The following is a 17,567-nucleotide window of genomic DNA, read 5'->3' as shown; positions in this document are numbered from 1 at the left end:
ATTGAATTATTATGAAAAAATATAGCTTATTTATCGTACTGTTAGGATTGTTCATTACGTCTTGTGAAGATTTCCTAGACCGGGATCCTTTGGATAAGATCACAGATCAGCAGATGACATTTTCAGCAAAGGAAATGGAACTTTATGCCAATAAGTATTATGGGAATTTCCCGGTATTGAGTGGTCATGATTACGGACCATATGAGAAGGATAATGCTTCAGATAATCTGGTCTCCGGGTCATATAATTATGATGCCCAAATATCCGGAACGATTACAGTTCCATCTTCCGGAGGTGGATGGGACTGGACAATGCTTAGAGGACTGAATTTCTTCATTGATAACTACCATAAATCGCAGGACCCTATTTCTGAAACGGCTCCTTATATTGGTGAAATTTATTTTTGGCGTGCCTGGTTTTATTATGACAAATTGAAACAGTTTGGTGATCTTCCCTGGATTGGGAAAGCTTTGTATGCTGATTCAGAAGAACTGTTTGATAGCAGGGTTTCACGGACGGTAATAGCAGATTCTATTATAGCTGATTTAGATAAGGCTATTAGTCTATTACCGGAAAAGAGTATGGCTACTTCCGGACGAATTCATAAAGATGTAGCTCTGTTGTTTCAGAGTCGTGTCGCTTTATATGAAGGAACGTGGGAAAAATACCATAACGGAACGGCCTTTGGCGTTGCAAATGCAGATCCGAATCGTTTCTTCCGGATTGCAGCAAATGCAGCACGGGCGGTGATCGATAAGGACGTCTATGCAATAGAACCGGTAGGGGGAGATAAAAGTAAAGGTTACTGGAACTTGTTTAATCAGACAGATTTATCTGCTAACAAAGAAGTTTTACTTTGGAAAAAATATGATATGGGATTAGGGGTATATAATAACAGCCAGAGTATTTGGGGTGTAAGTGATAATAATACCGGAGTATCTAAGTATATGATAGAAGCTTATCTCTGTTCAGATGGTAAACCTATCAGTATCAGTCCTCTTTACCAGGGGGATGATTTGGTGGAGAAAGAAGTACAGGATAGAGACCCTCGTTTGAGACAAACAATTTACCAGAAAGGTGATCCACGTGTGATTGTGAACGGACAAGTGAGCGGTTCTTTTACTGTACCGGATATGACATATGATTCCCGTTTGAGAAATACAACCGGTTATCAATTATATAAAGGATGTGATCCGGCCGCAGTACATGAAGGTGGATATATTACAGCAAGTATTATTTTCCGGTATGCAGAGGTTTTATGTAATTATGCAGAAGCCAAGGCTGAGCTGGGTGAGTGTAGTCAGAATGATCTGGATATTTCGGTAAACCAATTGCGTGATCGGGTGGACATGCCTCATATGACAGTGGATGTCGGCTTTATTGATCCGAGGTGGGACTTCCCGGAATTGAGCCCGCTACTGAATGAGATACGTCGTGAACGGAGGGTTGAATTTGCTTGCGAAGGATATCGCTTTGATGATTTAATGAGATGGGCGGCTGTTAATTTGATTAAACGTCCTATGTTAGGAGCAAAAATGAAACAATTTGCAGATATCAAAGACCAGTTCAAACCAGTTCTTGATCCTAGCGCAATACCAGTGAGTGATGCCGGTTATATTGCTCCTCATTGGAATAGTCCGGCAAAGAATGGTTGGCAGTTTGATGAAAAGAAAAACTGGTTGAAACCGTTGCCTTCAAATGAATTAGTTCTAAACTCGAACTTAGAACAAAATCCAGGATATTGATATTCAAAATGAGTATATAAAGGGGGATTTTTATATATCCTCCTTTATTTTCGTGACAGTTTTTTTCAAATAGTAATATATGAAAAATATGAAATTAAAATTATTATGTTTTTGGGGTCTCTTTCTTTTGTTATGCAGTTGTGTTGAAAATAAAACAATATATTATTGTGGTAGTGAGCAGAATGAAGTGTATCAATTACTTAAAAGTGAGGGGTTCAAATTGATAATATTTGACTCTCCGGAAGTAATGATTGAAAATGCGACCAACGGTTCAGGAGCCGTTATCGTTTGTGATACTTATCCGATGTGTCCTCTGGAAATTACACAGGAAACATATAAATTGGCACAACAGAAAAAGATTAGGCTTTATTTGGAATATCCGGATAAGTTACCAGATCTATGTGTTGAAAAAGAAACTTTTCATGCATCTTTGGAACGTGGAGTAATAACCAGTGACAAACTGATGAATCTGGAACCGATGGATATTATAGGTGTTAATGATTGCTATACTCGTGTAGTAAAAGTGAATGACCCATTGATTGTATTAGCTCGTGTTGCAGGTTTTGATCAGGCAGAGTATGGGATAGAAGATGTGGAGAGCTATCCTTTGTTATGTGAGAAAGATAATATATTGGTCGCATTTACAAAACTCAGTAATTTCCGGACAGGTCGCTACGAACCTCTTGGCGCCTGGCAATCTGTATGGAAATATATTATTTCGTTTGTAACAAATGATTCTGATTTCACATTTTCAACAGAATGGCCGTCTGATGTTAGACCTACTTACAGTAGAGAACAATCTCTTCCGGCTGATGCAGGAAAGGATATGATAAGCAGAGGTCTGGAGTGGTTTTTCAATGGCCGTTTCTTTATTGATCCCTCATGGAAAAAATTGCAGTTGGAACGACAGGGGGACGGGTTAATGCCTGTAGCCCGCGCACTTCCGGCTGATAGCAAAGTTGGAAATGGCTCGATGGGAATTCTTGAAGGCCATGCATCCAATATCTATTATGATGGAGAACAAGATTTCCGGTATTGGCTTCGAGCTGATGTGCAAGGGGAAGTTGCATTTGCTCTTGCTGCTGGAGGGAAGTCTTTGAATAATTCAACCTATGAAGAAGTGTCTAAGAATCTGATGGAATATGTACTGAAAAAATCAGCATTTAGAGCTGGAAAAAGAATAGATCCTTCCAGTCCGGTCTATGGTTTGATCGGATGGTCTGATACTCATCCTTATGTTTTTTATGCTGATGACAATGCTCGTTTGGTATTAGGATTGATAGGGGCTTCTGCTTTTATGGATTATGATCGGTGGAATAAAGAAATTATCGAGAATATACTAGCTAATTTCCGTTTAAGTAATGTAAATGGTTTTTTCGGCAATGGTGGTCGTTTGGAGGAACCTCAGATTTTGGAAAAAGGTTGGCAATATTATGCTAAGCGTCCGGAACTGGTGAATCCTCATCCTCATTTTGAATCCTGGATGTGGGCCTGTTATCTATGGCTTTATGACAAAACAGGTTATCAACCATTATTAGAAAAAGCTGAAAAAGCTATCAGGCTTACAATGGAAAACTATCCGGAGGGTTGGAAGTGGACAAATGGAATTCAGCAAGAGCGGGCTCGAATGATACTGCCGTTGGCTTGGTTAGTACGGGTGCAGGATACTTCGGAGCATAGGGAATGGCTAGATCAGGTAGTAAGTCGTTTGTTGGAAAATCAACAAATATCAGGAGCGATCAGGGAAGAATTAGGTAATAGTAGTACCGGTACGTTTGGAAAAGCTAAATCAAATAAGGATTATGGTGTGACGGAGGCTCCGCTTATTTCACATAACGGTGATCCGGTGGCGGATATGTTATATACTTCGAATTTTGCTTTTTTCTCATTGAACGAAGCTGCAAGAGCGACAGGTAATACCCAATATCAAGAAGCGGTAGAAAAATTGTCGGATTTCCTGATCCGTATTCAGGTAAAAAGTGACAGATATGCCCATTTAGATGGAGCCTGGTATCGTGCATTCGATTATAACCGGTGGGACTACTGGGCTTCAAATGCCGATCATGGTTGGGGGGCATGGTCTACCTTGACCGGTTGGATCCAGAGTTGGATCATTGGTACTCAGGTATTGATTGAGGATGATACCAGCTTTTGGGATAAAACAAAGGGTGTTTCAATGAAACCTCATATGGATGAGGTGATACAAACAATGTTTGGAAACTAATAAAGTGAGTATGAAAACGAAAATCAACTTTGGTTATCTTGTTTTTCTTTCCGTGGTGGCAGCTCTGGGCGGTTTCCTGTTTGGATATGATACGGCTGTTATTTCCGGGACGATCGCTCAGGTCACCCAATTGTTTCAGTTGGATTCGCTGCAACAAGGATGGTATGTCGGATGTGCACTTATCGGTTCGATAGTAGGGGGGCTTATGGCTGGTATATTGAGTGATATAACGGGGAGAAAGCGGACAATGATTTTTTCAGCCATTTTGTTTTCTGCTTCTGCTATCGGTTGTGCATTCAGTACAAATTTTAATCAACTGGTCATTTATCGCATCATAGGTGGTGTTGGTATTGGTATAGTCTCAATCGTGTCTCCTCTCTATATTTCAGAAGTCTCAGTCGCTGCATACCGTGGGCGGTTGGTGTCACTTTATCAAGTTGCAATTACAGTTGGTTTTTTAGGTGCATATCTGACTAATTACATTTTATTACAGTTAGGGAAAGGAGATATTTCTTTAACGACTTCGTGGCTAAACCGTCTGTTCATAACGGAAGTTTGGCGGGGCATGTTGGGGATGGAAATTTTTCCGGCTTTGTTTTTTCTTGTGATTATTTTCTTTATACCTGAAAGCCCTCGTTGGTTACTGTTGAAAGGGAGAGAAACGGAAGCTTTTTCTGTTTTTTCCGGAATTTATCGCAATGTGAATGAAATTAAGATACAACTGAATGAAACATTATCTGTCATCCGGAGTGAATCAAAGTCTGAATGGGCTCTGTTATTTAAACCGAAAATCCTAAAGATAGTGTTAATAGGTGTTTGTATCGCTATTTTGGGACAGTTTATGGGTGTTAATGCAGTTCTTTACTATGGACCATCTATATTTGAAAGTGCGGGTCTTTCCAGTGGAGATTCTCTTTTATCTCAGGTGTTGGTTGGGCTTGTTAATATGATGACATCCATTCTCGCATTGGTAATAATAGATCGGGTTGGGCGAAAAAAGTTAGTATATTATGGTGTGTCAGGGATGATTGTTTCTTTGTTGCTTATCGGTGGTTATTTTATACTGAATAGATCAATGTCTATACCTAGTCTTTTTTTATTGGTATTTTTCTTGTGTTATATTTTTTGCTGTGCTGTCTCTATCTGTGCTGTGGTTTGGGTGCTTCTTTCGGAAATGTATCCTGCTAAAATTAGAGGACTGGCCATGTCTATTGCAGGTTTTGCCTTGTGGGTCGGAACTTATTTAATAGGGCAACTTACACCTTGGATGCTCCTGACTTTAACCCCGTCAGGTACATTTTTCCTGTTTGCGGTCATGTGTGTACCTTACATATTAATAATATGGAAATTACTTCCGGAAACAACCGGTAAATCATTGGAAGAAATAGAACAAAACTGGATAAAATGAGAAAATATGCTACGTGGTAAAGCTAGATAGTGACTATCGTAGTTGTTAGGCTAATTTTTGAATTAACAAAATCAGTATTAACTGCTGATTTGTATTATAGTAATAGTTATGAAAAACATTTCAAGAAGAAATTTTCTGAAGACAAGTGCTGTTATGACAGCTGGTCTTACCATTATTCCGAGTTCTGTATTAGGCAGAACTTACGGACATATTGCTCCGAGCGATAAGTTGAATATAGCTGGTATCGGTGTCGGTGGTATGGGACGTCGTAATCTGGCAAATATGAATACGGAAAATATTGTTGCACTCTGTGATGTCGATTGGCATTATGCAGATAAGACCTTTAAGGATTATCCGAATGCAAAACGTTTTAAAGATTGGCGTGTGATGTTTGATGAGATCGGAAAGTCGATTGATGCTGTCATGGTAGCAACACCCGACCATACGCACGCTGGTGTAACAGCTCATGCCGTTACATTGGGTAAACATTGTTATACACAAAAACCGCTTACTCATTCTGTTTACGAGTCACGTTTACTTACCAAACTGGCTAAGAAATATAAGGTAGCCACACAGATGGGAAACCAGGGTAACTCATTTGACTGGTGTCGCCAGATTGCGGAGTGGATACAAGCAGGTGTCATTGGTGAAGTGTATGAAGTCCATTGCTGGACTGATCGCCCGATTTGGCCACAGGGATTGATGCAACCCAAGGAGGCTGCCAAATGCCCGAAGACTTTGGATTGGGATTTATTCATCGGGCCGGCACAGAAACGCCCATATAATCCGGTTTACACCCCCTGGAACTGGCGCGGCTGGTGGGACTTCGGAACAGGAGCGCTAGGAGATATGGCCTGCCATATCATGGATCCGTTGTACTGGGCTCTTGATCTTAAATATCCGACCAGCGTTATCGGTAGTTCCACATTGAGTAATCTGTACTCTCCTCCCCATGCTCAGGTTGTTACTTATACTTTCCCGGAGCGGCCGGCAAAAGGAAATATAAAAATGCCGGAAGTAAAAGTTTACTGGTATGATGGAGGGTTGATGCCACCCCGTCCGGAAGAACTGAAAGATGGACAAATGATGGGTGATGAAAACGGAGGTATTATCTTTATGGGTACGAAAGGTAAAATCATGACAGGATGTTATGGGATGAATCCGACTTTATTACCTGTCTCTGATATGGAACATTTTAATCAGCCTAAACCCTCTATTGCTAGGATCAAAGGCGGTAACGGAGATATCTGGTCGACAAATGCCCACGAACAGGATTGGATACGTGCATGTAAAGAGTCTCCCGAAAACCGGACAGAAGCTTCTTCTAACTTCCAGTTTTCCGGTCCGTTCAACGAAATGGTTGTGATGGGAGTCTTGGCCGTACGGTTATCTGGATTGCAGGGGTTACACCGTGAATTGCAATGGGACGGCGAGAATATGTGCTTTACCAATATCTCTCCGACAGACAAAATTAAGATCGTTACGGTAGACGATTTCAAAGTAATAGACGGTGATCCTCGTTTCGACCGCCGCTTTGCTGAATTTAATGCGGTAGAAATGGCTAACGAATGGATCAGGCACACTTACAACAATGGTTTCTCCTTACCGGATATGCCTAAATAATCAGAATAAAATAAATCGATCATGAAAAAGCGAATATTCAATATCTTACTGTTGTTGGTTTGCGGTTTATTCTCCATTCCTGTACAGGCACAGACCAAAGCAGGAAAGAACGGCTGGCGGCTGGGGATGCAATCATATAGTTTTCACCTGTTCTCACTAACAGAAGCTCTCGATAAGACACAGGAATTAGGCTTAAAATATATAGAAGTATATCCCGGACACAAGTTGGGAGGTAAATGGGGTGACCGGGTGTTCAACTTCAACCTGGATACCCAAACTCAAAAGGAGTTGAAAGAACTGGCTGCTTCTAAGGGAATAACAATTGTTGGAACTGGTGTATATGTTGCCGAGAAATCTTCCGACTGGGAAAAAATGTTCCGTTTTGCCAAGGCGATGGAAATGGAGTTTATCACTTGTGAACCGGCACCCGGCGACTGGGATTTGGTAGAAAAATTGTCGAAACAATACGGAATCAACATTTCGGTACATAATCACCCTCAGCCATCCGATTACTGGAAACCGGAGAATTTATTGCAGGCTATCTCTCACCGCAGCCATTTGATCGGTTCGTGTGCCGATGTTGGACATTGGCGCAGAGAAGGACTCGACCAGATAGAATGTCTGAAAAAATTGAGTGGACGCATTATTTCCCTTCATTTTAAAGATATAGCAATAAAAAAGGTTGGAGAAAAGGAACAACATGATGTGATTTGGGGGACAGGTATACTCGATGTTAAAGGGATGTTGAAGGAACTGAAGGAACAGGGTTTCAAAGGGGTATTCTCAATCGAATATGAATATAACTGGGAAAATTCTGTTTCTGATATAAAAGAATGCATAACCTATTTCAATCAAGTAACAAATGAGCTGTTTTAGTACCCAATGAACCACTTAATCGTTTGTGTTTGATGAATAATTGTGAAAACTGGAATGTTAAATAGACATTCCAGTTTTTAGTTTTTGAGGATCTGTATTTATGTTTTATCTTTGTACAATTGTTGAATAAAGGGTATTTATGTAAGGTGTTTATGCTTTTATCCTAATTTAAATTTAATTCTATGAGAACAAACTTGTTAATCTCTTTGTGTTTTTTATTCCTGTGTGCCTGTCAGACCCCTCCCGTTGAAGAGTACACGATCATTCCGCAACCTCAGGAGATCAGTTATACTCCGGGGTTCTTTAAAATGAGTAATCAGCCGGTAATATCTTACTCCGGGAATCTTGTTAATGAAGCTCAGTATTTACAGAATGTCCTTGCTGCTGATTTTTCAGTAAATGCAACCCTTAAGGAAGGGAAGGGGGATATAAACCTCGTACTTGACCCTGCTGTATTGGCGGATAAACCGGAAGGTTATCAACTGGAAGTCGCTTCCGGTAAGATCGCAATAAAGTCCAGAACTCCAGCCGGCGTTTTGAACGGAGTACAAACCCTGCGTCAGATTATAAAGGAAAAAGACGGTAAATATGTAGTACAAAGAGCGGCTGTTTCCGATTATCCGGCTTTTTCCTGGCGTGCCTTTATGTTGGATGAAGGACGTTATTTTAAAGGGAAAGATGTTGTGCTTAAGTTGTTGGATGAAATGGCAGGATTGAAAATGAATGTGTTCCATTGGCATCTTACGAATGATCAAGGCTGGCGAATTGAAATTAAGAAATATCCGAAATTGACGGAGGTGGGAGCTTACCGTGACTCATCTGAGATCAATCATTTTGGTAGCGATGTGTATGACGGTAAACCTCACGGAGGATTTTATACCCAGGCGGAAATCAAAGAAATTGTTGATTATGCCTCTAAACGTCATATCACGATTGTGCCGGAAGTAAGTATGCCGGGACATGCCAGTGCCGCTATCGCTTCCTATCCCTGGTTGGGAACCAGTGGCAAGCAGATCAAAGTTCCAGGTAAATTCGGTGTACATTATGAAGTTTTTAATGTGTCTGATCCGAAAGTGATGCAGTTCTTTGATGATGTAACGAATGAAGTGATAGCTCTGTTCCCTGGTTCGGTATTCCATATCGGAGGGGATGAAGTTAAATACGATCAGTGGAAAGCTTCTCCGGTTATCCGTAGCTATATGGCAAAGAACGGATTGAAAACACCGGCTGAGCTTCAGGTTTATTTTACGAATGAGATTTCCAACATGCTAGCATCAAAAGGGAAGCGAATGATGGGATGGAACGAGATTACCGGTGATAAACTGCATGAGTATCAGTCTGCCGAAGATACGAAAGAGGTGGAACAACAGTTAGCTAAAGGAACGATCGTTCATTTCTGGAAAGGTGATCCGGCTCTTATCAAGAAAACGATTGATAAGGGATATGATGTGGTGAACTCTTATCATGAATATACTTATGTAGATTATAATTATGAGTCAATCCCTTTGTCTAAGGCTTATTCATTTAATCCGGTTCCGGAAGGATTATCTCCGGAAGAACAGAGCAGAGTGCTGGGATTGGGCTGTCAGATGTGGGGGGAATTTATCCCAACGGTTGAGAGCATGAACCGGCTGGTTTATCCCCGTATTGCAGCTTATGCAGAAACAGGATGGACGGGTGCTGATAAAAAAGATTATAACCGTTTCCTGAGATCGCTTGATTATTTTACTGGTAAGTGGACTGCTGAGGGAATCGTTATAGGGCCAACCGAATAAAAAAAGATTTTTTTTAGCGGGACGATTAAACTATTTCCAAATAACAGTGTCTATTACTTCGAAGCGCTTCACAAACAAAAGTATATTAATTAAGTAATAAGTAATAGTTTATGAAGAAGGTAATAGGATTGTTTTTGGTTATCTTGATCAGTTCAACAACAGTTTTTGCTCAGAGTGGTAATCGCCAGGGAAAGAAGGGAGATCCCTCAAAGCGTAGTGAAAAAATGATCGAAGAGTTAAAACTCGATGATAAGCAAGCTGCGGAGTTCCGTAAGGTAGAAACCGAGTTCAGAGCTCAAATGGAAAAAGAACGTGAGGCTGTAAAGGAGGATCGTTCAAAAATGCGCGAAAAAATGTCGACAATGCTTAGTGAAAAGGATGCTCAGATAAAGAAGATACTGACAGACGAACAGTACAAACTCTATCAGGAGAAACAAAAAGCGAATGGCCCTCGTAAAGGGCATGGACGTAAATGATAAAAATGAAAAAGCCCGGTGGAATATCCATCGGGCTTTTTTGTCTGTTATAAATGGGATTATAAAGTTTTCAGCTTCAGATTACGCCATAATACTTTGATGCCACCTCCATCATGGATCTGCAAAGCAATACGGCCTTGACCGGCACCGATCTTTTCGTCATTGATATTAACCATTTCTTCACCATTCAACCAGGTCTGAACATTGTCACCCTGCACTTTGATGCGCATAGTATTCCAGTCACCTTCCTTCAGGATTGTTTCTTTTTCGTCCGGGATCTGGATCAACCATCCGCGTCCGTATGATTCGTAAATACCTCCGGTATCATGACCTTTGGGGGCAACTTCAACCTGCCATCCGTTTACTTTAACATCTTCTTCGATGAAAGAGCGGATAAATACCCCCGAGTTACCATCAGCCTCCTGCTTGAACTCAACGGTCAAATCGAAATCATCGTAATAATCGCGGGTTGCCAGGTAACCGTATTTCTTGTCAGGACCACTTTCGCAAATCAGCAAGCCGTCTTTCACATACCATAATTCAGTACCATAGGCTTCCCAGCCTTTCAGGTCGACACCATTAAATAAGTTAACTTCTTTGCTTTTACGGGGAAGTTCTTTAATCTTTAAATTACGGAATGATGCGGGATAACCGTGATCCTGTAAACAAAGGACACCTTTCTTAGCCAAGCCGTATTCTGGGGCATTCGACCATTTACCGCTATTCTTCTTTTCATACCAGTCATCTGTCCAGGCTTCAAATTCCAAAATCTTTTCTCCGTTTAACCAATGTTCTACATGACCGTTATCGAATACTATTTTAGAGTTGTTCCATTCTCCTTGCGGATTTACTTTCATTTTGGACTTGTCTGGTAAATGCATAGCGTAGTCAACTCCTAATTTCTGCCATTCTTCCAGAGGTTCCGGGAAATTCGGTTCATCAATCAACTGATATTCCGGGCCTGTTACATAAGGTACTGCAAACTGGGGACGTTCAACAACATGGTAAAGCATACCGCTGTTTCCTCCTTTAGATAGTTTCCAATCCCATGATAATTCGAAGTTTTCATACTGTTTGTCAGTTACAATATAACCGCTGGCATCACTGCCGTCACCTTTTGCTTGGATACATCCGTCAACAACATGCCAAGGCTGAGTGAGGGTTGTCCCATTGTAATCTTTCCAACCGTTGAGTGTTTTTCCGTCGAAAAGGAGTTGCCATCCATCGGCGACCTCTTCGGGAGTAAGTGTGTTTTGCTCTGCACCCGCACACGAAGTAAACAAAGCCAATGATACTGCACAAGAGGCTAACAAGCTTGTGGCTGTTACTCTTTTCATTACTGATTCCATTTTAGATTAAGTTTAAATTAATGATATTGATAAATTGCAAAGATAAAAAAGTTATTTAAAAGATTCTGCAAAAAATACGCAGAGAGGCTAACTGCATTTCTGAAAATAAAGTTTTATCTTGCATGCATTAAATCATACTTAATGGATAAGTGGATACTACATTTCTCCCTTCTATTGGTTCTGCTCGGCTTTGTGTTTTTTGGAAGCAAGAAAGGGGAGGTGACTGCATTGTTGAGAGTGGCAGAAAAATCTATAGAGAAAGAACCGGACAATACATTGATATTGTTGGATAGTATTCAACAAATAGAAGAATTGTCTGAGCAGCAACAAGCTCTTTGGTGTCTGTTATATACATCGGTGATAGATAGAAAGCAGATAAGACATACTTCTGATTCTTTGATACAGATTGCAGTGAGTTATTATGATAAGAATGATTTGCCCGAGCGTAAGATGCAGGCATATTATTATTATGGAATTGTTCTTCAAGATTTAAATGATGCAATTCAGGCACAGGATTATTACTTAAAAGCGTATAAATTGGGACTTGAATTGGAAAAATACACATTTTTAGGGCGTATATGTACCAATTTGGGCAGGTTGTACACCTATCAAAAATTGTATGGTCAGGCTTCGCATTTTCAGCAAAAGGCTGTCGGCTATTTTGAGAAAAAACAGGATACGGTTCGTTTATCATTAGCCCTCAGGGATATTGCTCGGATTCATGTGAATGAGCATCGTTTGGATAGTGCCGTCACTAATTATACAAAAGCATTGGAGTACACTTCGGATGCACACAAGTTTTGTATGTATAATGAATTGGCAGGTACGTATGAACAAATGGGAGATTATGCAAAAGGGGTGTCTTATGCCTATAATGCTTATACCCGGGCTAGGACTACGGAGGATTCTTGCTTAGTCACTCTGGGGTTGGGGAGTCTTTATTTGAGAATGGGGGAAAAAGATTCGGCATATCATTATTTATCTTTTTGCCGTCAAAGTACAAATCCGTATACATTGAAAGATCTTTATCTAAATTTGGCGCAGTTGGAAAAGTCCCGGAAAAATTGGTCGGCTTATGCCTTTTATCAGGAACAATATAACGTTTTTCGTGATTCGATTGATAACCTGACCCAAATGGAAACTCTTGCCAGGTTACAACGTTTGTATGATTATCGGGAGATTGAAAAGAAAAAGGAATATTATCGGCAAGAGTCGGATCGTAAAACGGGCAACTTGTATAAACTTTCTCTGGGAGGAGCCGGATGTCTGCTGTTCGTCGTTTGTCTCGTTTTTTATCTGTGGAGAGAAAGGAAAAAGAGGGAGGAGCAGCTTAATCAATCTTTGCGTCGTAAGGAACAACAATACTTGAATAGCCAGCAATATTTGGAAGAGCGAAATGCTGTTGTGGCGCAATTGGAACAACAGTATGAAGCGGTTGTGGCGCAACTATCAGAACAATCCACCCAGTTTACAAGGTCTATTCAGGGGAAGATGAATTCTGCACATCCGTTCTTTTCCTCCGATTTATATCGGGGAGTATATACGGATTGGAAAAAACTGAATGAGACACAGTGGCCGGAGGTTATAAAAATGATAGATCATATATTATATAAAGATTTTACAGGTAAGATAAGAATGTTGTATCCTCGTATATCTGACTTGGATTTGAATGTATGTTGTTTGGTAAAATTGCAGATTCCGGTAGGACGTATTGCTGTATTGTTGTCGGTGAATAGCCAGGCGATATCCAATAAACGTAAGCGTTTGTATGAAAAGCTGACTCAAGAGAGTGGATCCGCACAAGATTTCGATAAGTTCATTAAAACTTTTTAATGTTTCCTTTTCCTTCTATAATGTTGTCTATTAGTAGCTTAAAAATGTGACATTTTTGTGACATCAAATCCTTGGTTGTCTTTGGGTCGGTTTCTACTTTTACCAATCCAAACAAAATAGTCAATGTTTAATAACTAATATAACTGGAAACATGAAAAGTAGAAATCTTATTTTGGGAACTATCCTATTAATATTAATGGGATGTGAAGGTAATAAATCAGACAGTCTTATCACGGTAGATGTTACGGCGGATTATCCAAAGAAAGAACTGATATTGCAGGATTTTATAGATGTGGAATATGTTTTGTTGGAAACGACGGATGAATTTATTGTCAAAGGAAAGATCGCGGATGTCGGTAAGGATATCTTGGTATTGACGAATGTGCATCAGGGGGAAATTTTGATATTTGACCGGTCGACTGGCAAAGGATTGAAGAAGATTAATCGTAGAGGGCAAGGTCCGGAGGAGTATATATTGCCTTTTAATGTTCATTTAAATAAAGAAGAGGATGAGATATTTGTGAATGATGGTCCTTCAAGTAAAATTCAAGTATATGATTTGGATGGAAATTATAAAAGGACAATTCCTTATAAAAAAGGTGCACTTGTTACGAACTTGTACGATTATGATGAAAATCATTTTCTTTCTCAGAATGTTTATTCGCCAGAGAACGAGTCTTCTACATCTACATTCTTTCTTTTGTCTGCACAAGATGGAAGTTGGACGGATATTGAGGTTCCATACGAGAAGAGAATATCGCCGATAATCGTAAAGCGTGTTGCGGATGGGGTGTATGCAAGCGTTCCCGGTAATAGTTTTGTATCTTCTTATCAGGGTGATTGGATTTTGAGCGAACCTTCAGCCGATACTATCTATGCCCATCGGCCAAACGGGGATTTTCGCCCGTTTATGGTCAGAATTCCTTCTGTACAGACAATGACGCCGGAAGTCTTCCTATTTCCGGGAATCTTGACGGATCGTTACTATTTTATGCAGACGGTGAAAAAGGAATGCAATTTCGAAAAGGATAACAAAATGCTAACTGTTGATTTAATATATGACAAGAAGGAAAAAAAGATTTATCATTCTATTGTTTATAATGCAGACTTCGATAAACGTGAAGAGGATTTATCAGTATGTGCTTTGAATGAAGAGATTGCTTTCGCCGTATCTTTGGAAGCTTTGTCACTTATTGAAGAGAAAGGTAAACTGAAAGGCAAATTGAGAGATATTGCAGCTCATTTAAAAGAAGAGGATAATCCTGTGGTCATGCTGGCTAAGATAAAAAACATTTTCTAGCCTATTCGCCCGTACATTATAATACAGTGCCTACCGTGAAAAAATAAATAAAAAATAATTGGTGAAAAGTTTGGAGTGTAATAGTAATTCTTCTACTTTTGCACCCGCATTCGAGAGAGAACGGCGCATGATACATGATGAAAGAGGTAACCTGTGTAGAGGGGATGAGGTTAGCGATGCTAAGCAACAATCCAACCGTCACAGCGACTGAAAAAAAACTTTTCAAATTTTCTTCTAAAAAAATTGGTAGTTAAAAAAAAGTCCTTACCTTTGCAGCCGCAATCGAAAAGAAAGCGAAAGTTCTTTGAAAGATTTACATATCAACAAGTAGTACAAGTATTATAATTAATACCGTCAAAACTTGAAATAAAAAACGGATTCTGAGCAAGACAAAACAATTTATACAACGAAGAGTTTGATCCTGGCTCAGGATGAACGCTAGCGACAGGCTTAACACATGCAAGTCGAGGGGCAGCACGGTGTAGCAATACATTGGTGGCGACCGGCGCACGGGTGAGTAACGCGTATGCAACCTACCTATCAGAGGGGGATAACCCGGCGAAAGTCGGACTAATACCGCATAAAACAGGGGTCCCGCATGGGAATATTTGTTAAAGATTAATTGCTGATAGATGGGCATGCGTTCCATTAGATAGTTGGTGAGGTAACGGCTCACCAAGTCTGCGATGGATAGGGGTTCTGAGAGGAAGGTCCCCCACACTGGTACTGAGACACGGACCAGACTCCTACGGGAGGCAGCAGTGAGGAATATTGGTCAATGGGCGAGAGCCTGAACCAGCCAAGTCGCGTGAAGGATGAAGGATCTATGGTTCGTAAACTTCTTTTATAAGGGAATAAAGTGCGGGACGTGTCCTGTTTTGTATGTACCTTATGAATAAGGATCGGCTAACTCCGTGCCAGCAGCCGCGGTAATACGGAGGATCCGAGCGTTATCCGGATTTATTGGGTTTAAAGGGTGCGTAGGTGGTTTATTAAGTCAGCGGTGAAAGTTTGTGGCTCAACCATAAAATTGCCGTTGAAACTGGTTAACTTGAGTATATTTGAGGTAGGCGGAATGCGTGGTGTAGCGGTGAAATGCATAGATATCACGCAGAACTCCAATTGCGAAGGCAGCTTACTAAACTATAACTGACACTGAAGCACGAAAGCGTGGGGATCAAACAGGATTAGATACCCTGGTAGTCCACGCAGTAAACGATGATTACTAGGAGTTTGCGATACACAGTAAGCTCTACAGCGAAAGCGTTAAGTAATCCACCTGGGGAGTACGCCGGCAACGGTGAAACTCAAAGGAATTGACGGGGGCCCGCACAAGCGGAGGAACATGTGGTTTAATTCGATGATACGCGAGGAACCTTACCCGGGTTTGAACGCATTTGGACAGTCCTTGAAAGAGGATCTCTAGCAATAGCCGTTTGCGAGGTGCTGCATGGTTGTCGTCAGCTCGTGCCGTGAGGTGTCGGCTTAAGTGCCATAACGAGCGCAACCCTTATCTTTAGTTACTAACAGGTCGTGCTGAGGACTCTAAAGAGACTGCCAGCGTAAGCTGTGAGGAAGGTGGGGATGACGTCAAATCAGCACGGCCCTTACATCCGGGGCGACACACGTGTTACAATGGTGGGGACAAAGGGCAGCTACCTGGCGACAGGATGCTAATCTCTAAACCCCATCTCAGTTCGGATCGAAGTCTGCAACCCGACTTCGTGAAGCTGGATTCGCTAGTAATCGCGCATCAGCCATGGCGCGGTGAATACGTTCCCGGGCCTTGTACACACCGCCCGTCAAGCCATGGGAGTTGGGGGTACCTAAAGTCCGTAACCGCAAGGATCGGCCTAGGGTAAAACCGATGACTGGGGCTAAGTCGTAACAAGGTAGCCGTACCGGAAGGTGCGGCTGGAACACCTCCTTTCTGGAGCGAAGAGTTCGTTATCAAGTTGACTAAGAGGTATTAGTTAACTTGTACTACGGTTGAATATGTATTTATATATGATCTTATAAACTGGATACCCAGTAGAGAAAGATGAAGCTGAAGGAAATCCGGCAGTTTCAGGAGATTAAGATAAGCCAGTCCTATAGCTCAGTTGGTTAGAGCGCTACACTGATAATGTAGAGGTCGGCAGTTCAACTCTGCCTGGGACTACAGAATCTCTGGTAAAGAGAAGACTCTGGGGGATTAGCTCAGCTGGCTAGAGCATCTGCCTTGCACGCAGAGGGTCAACGGTTCGAATCCGTTATTCTCCACACAAAATTACAGACACATAAGAAACGAAGTAATACAGAAGATCTTTGACATGATGGACAACGTAAAATAAAGTAACAAGAGCAAGCTGAAGATATATCAATCCAAGTTCACAGCAATGTGACCGGAAAAAAGAAAGTAAGCAAGGGCAGACGGTGGATGCCTTGGCTCTCGGAGGCGATGAAGGACGTGATAAGCTGCGATAAGCTGGGGGGAGATGCAAATAATCTTTGATCCTCAGATTTCCGAATGGGGCAACCCGGCTGGTTGAAGGCCAGTCACCTCGTAAGAGGGGCGAACGTGGGGAACTGAAACATCTAAGTACCCATAGGAGAAGAAAATAAAAATGATTCCGCAAGTAGTGGCGAGCGAACGCGGAAGAGCCCAAACCAATACTGTTTAGGCAGTATTGGGGTTGTAGGACCACGCTGTGGCAAGAAATTAGTAAAGTAGAACACTTTGGAAAAAGTGATCATAGAGGGTGAAAATCCCGTATACGACTTACTAACGAAGCCTAGTGGTATCCTGAGTAGCGCGGGGCACGAGAAATCCTGTGTGAAACTGCGGGGCCCATCCCGTAAGGCTAAATACTCCCGAGAGACCGATAGCGAACCAGTACCGTGAGGGAAAGGTGAAAAGAACCTCGAACAGAGGAGTGAAATAGACCCTGAACCCGTCTGCCTACAAGCGGTCGGAGC

10 protein-coding genes, 2 tRNA genes and 1 rRNA gene are annotated in these 17,567 nt (G+C 41.3%); 12 read left to right on the top strand and 1 reads right to left on the bottom strand.

The window, feature by feature from the left end; genetic code table 11:
• Positions 1-11 precede the first annotated feature (11 nt).
• The 7 genes from HMPREF1212_RS17505 to HMPREF1212_RS17475 all read left to right on the top strand — a co-directional run bounded on the left by HMPREF1212_RS17505 (position 12) and on the right by HMPREF1212_RS17475 (position 10,127).
• The gene (locus HMPREF1212_RS17505; RefSeq protein ID WP_046150493.1) at positions 12-1,745 is read left to right on the top strand and encodes a RagB/SusD family nutrient uptake outer membrane protein; all 1,734 of its coding nucleotides are present in this window, start codon (positions 12-14) and stop codon (positions 1,743-1,745) included.
• A 79-nt stretch (positions 1,746-1,824) separates the two neighbouring features.
• A complete protein-coding gene (locus HMPREF1212_RS17500) occupies positions 1,825-3,969 on the top strand; it encodes a hypothetical protein (protein ID WP_046150492.1) in 2,145 nt (714 codons plus the stop codon).
• Between the two features lie 10 nt (positions 3,970-3,979).
• On the top strand, positions 3,980-5,377 hold the full coding sequence (locus tag HMPREF1212_RS17495) for a sugar porter family MFS transporter (RefSeq protein ID WP_046151218.1): 1,398 nt from the start codon (positions 3,980-3,982) through the stop codon (positions 5,375-5,377).
• A gap of 108 nt (positions 5,378-5,485) precedes the next feature.
• A complete protein-coding gene (locus tag HMPREF1212_RS17490) occupies positions 5,486-7,000 on the top strand; it encodes a Gfo/Idh/MocA family oxidoreductase (RefSeq protein WP_046150491.1) in 1,515 nt (504 codons plus the stop codon).
• Between the two features lie 21 nt (positions 7,001-7,021).
• Positions 7,022-7,876 carry a sugar phosphate isomerase/epimerase family protein gene (locus HMPREF1212_RS17485; RefSeq protein WP_046150490.1) on the top strand — a complete coding sequence of 285 codons (855 nt, stop codon included), beginning with the start codon at positions 7,022-7,024 and terminating at the stop codon, positions 7,874-7,876.
• Positions 7,877-8,058: 182 nt separating this feature from the next.
• Complete coding sequence (locus HMPREF1212_RS17480) at positions 8,059-9,651, top strand: beta-N-acetylhexosaminidase (protein ID WP_046150489.1); 1,593 nt, start codon at positions 8,059-8,061, stop codon at positions 9,649-9,651.
• Between the two features lie 110 nt (positions 9,652-9,761).
• Positions 9,762-10,127: a hypothetical protein gene (locus HMPREF1212_RS17475; RefSeq protein ID WP_028727804.1), complete on the top strand. Its 366-nt coding sequence runs from the start codon at positions 9,762-9,764 to the stop codon at positions 10,125-10,127.
• Positions 10,128-10,186: 59 nt separating this feature from the next.
• On the opposite strand, the gene HMPREF1212_RS17470 is transcribed toward HMPREF1212_RS17475, so the two are convergent.
• Positions 10,187-11,476, bottom strand: coding sequence for a 3-keto-disaccharide hydrolase (locus tag HMPREF1212_RS17470; RefSeq protein ID WP_046150488.1), 1,290 nt, complete (start codon positions 11,474-11,476; stop codon positions 10,187-10,189).
• 141 nt (positions 11,477-11,617) lie between these two features.
• Between HMPREF1212_RS17470 and HMPREF1212_RS17465 the strand changes: the two genes are divergently transcribed.
• From HMPREF1212_RS17465 to HMPREF1212_RS17445, 5 genes are all read left to right on the top strand, one after another.
• Positions 11,618-13,309, top strand: coding sequence for a hypothetical protein (locus HMPREF1212_RS17465; protein ID WP_046150487.1), 1,692 nt, complete (start codon positions 11,618-11,620; stop codon positions 13,307-13,309).
• Positions 13,310-13,460: 151 nt separating this feature from the next.
• Entirely contained in the window at positions 13,461-14,609 is a 1,149-nt protein-coding gene (locus HMPREF1212_RS17460; RefSeq protein ID WP_046150486.1) for a 6-bladed beta-propeller, read from the top strand.
• Positions 14,610-15,012: 403 nt separating this feature from the next.
• Positions 15,013-16,539, top strand: a 16S ribosomal RNA gene (locus HMPREF1212_RS17455).
• A 157-nt stretch (positions 16,540-16,696) separates the two neighbouring features.
• Positions 16,697-16,770, top strand: a tRNA-Ile gene (locus HMPREF1212_RS17450).
• 27 nt (positions 16,771-16,797) lie between these two features.
• Positions 16,798-16,871, top strand: a tRNA-Ala gene (locus HMPREF1212_RS17445).
• Positions 16,872-17,567 lie beyond the last annotated feature (696 nt).

Source organism: Parabacteroides sp. HGS0025, from assembly GCF_000969845.1.
GTDB classification, from domain to species: Bacteria; Bacteroidota; Bacteroidia; order Bacteroidales; family Tannerellaceae; genus Parabacteroides; species Parabacteroides gordonii.
Note: the sequence above shows the minus strand (reverse complement) of the source record. Positions and strands in the feature narration are given on the sequence as shown.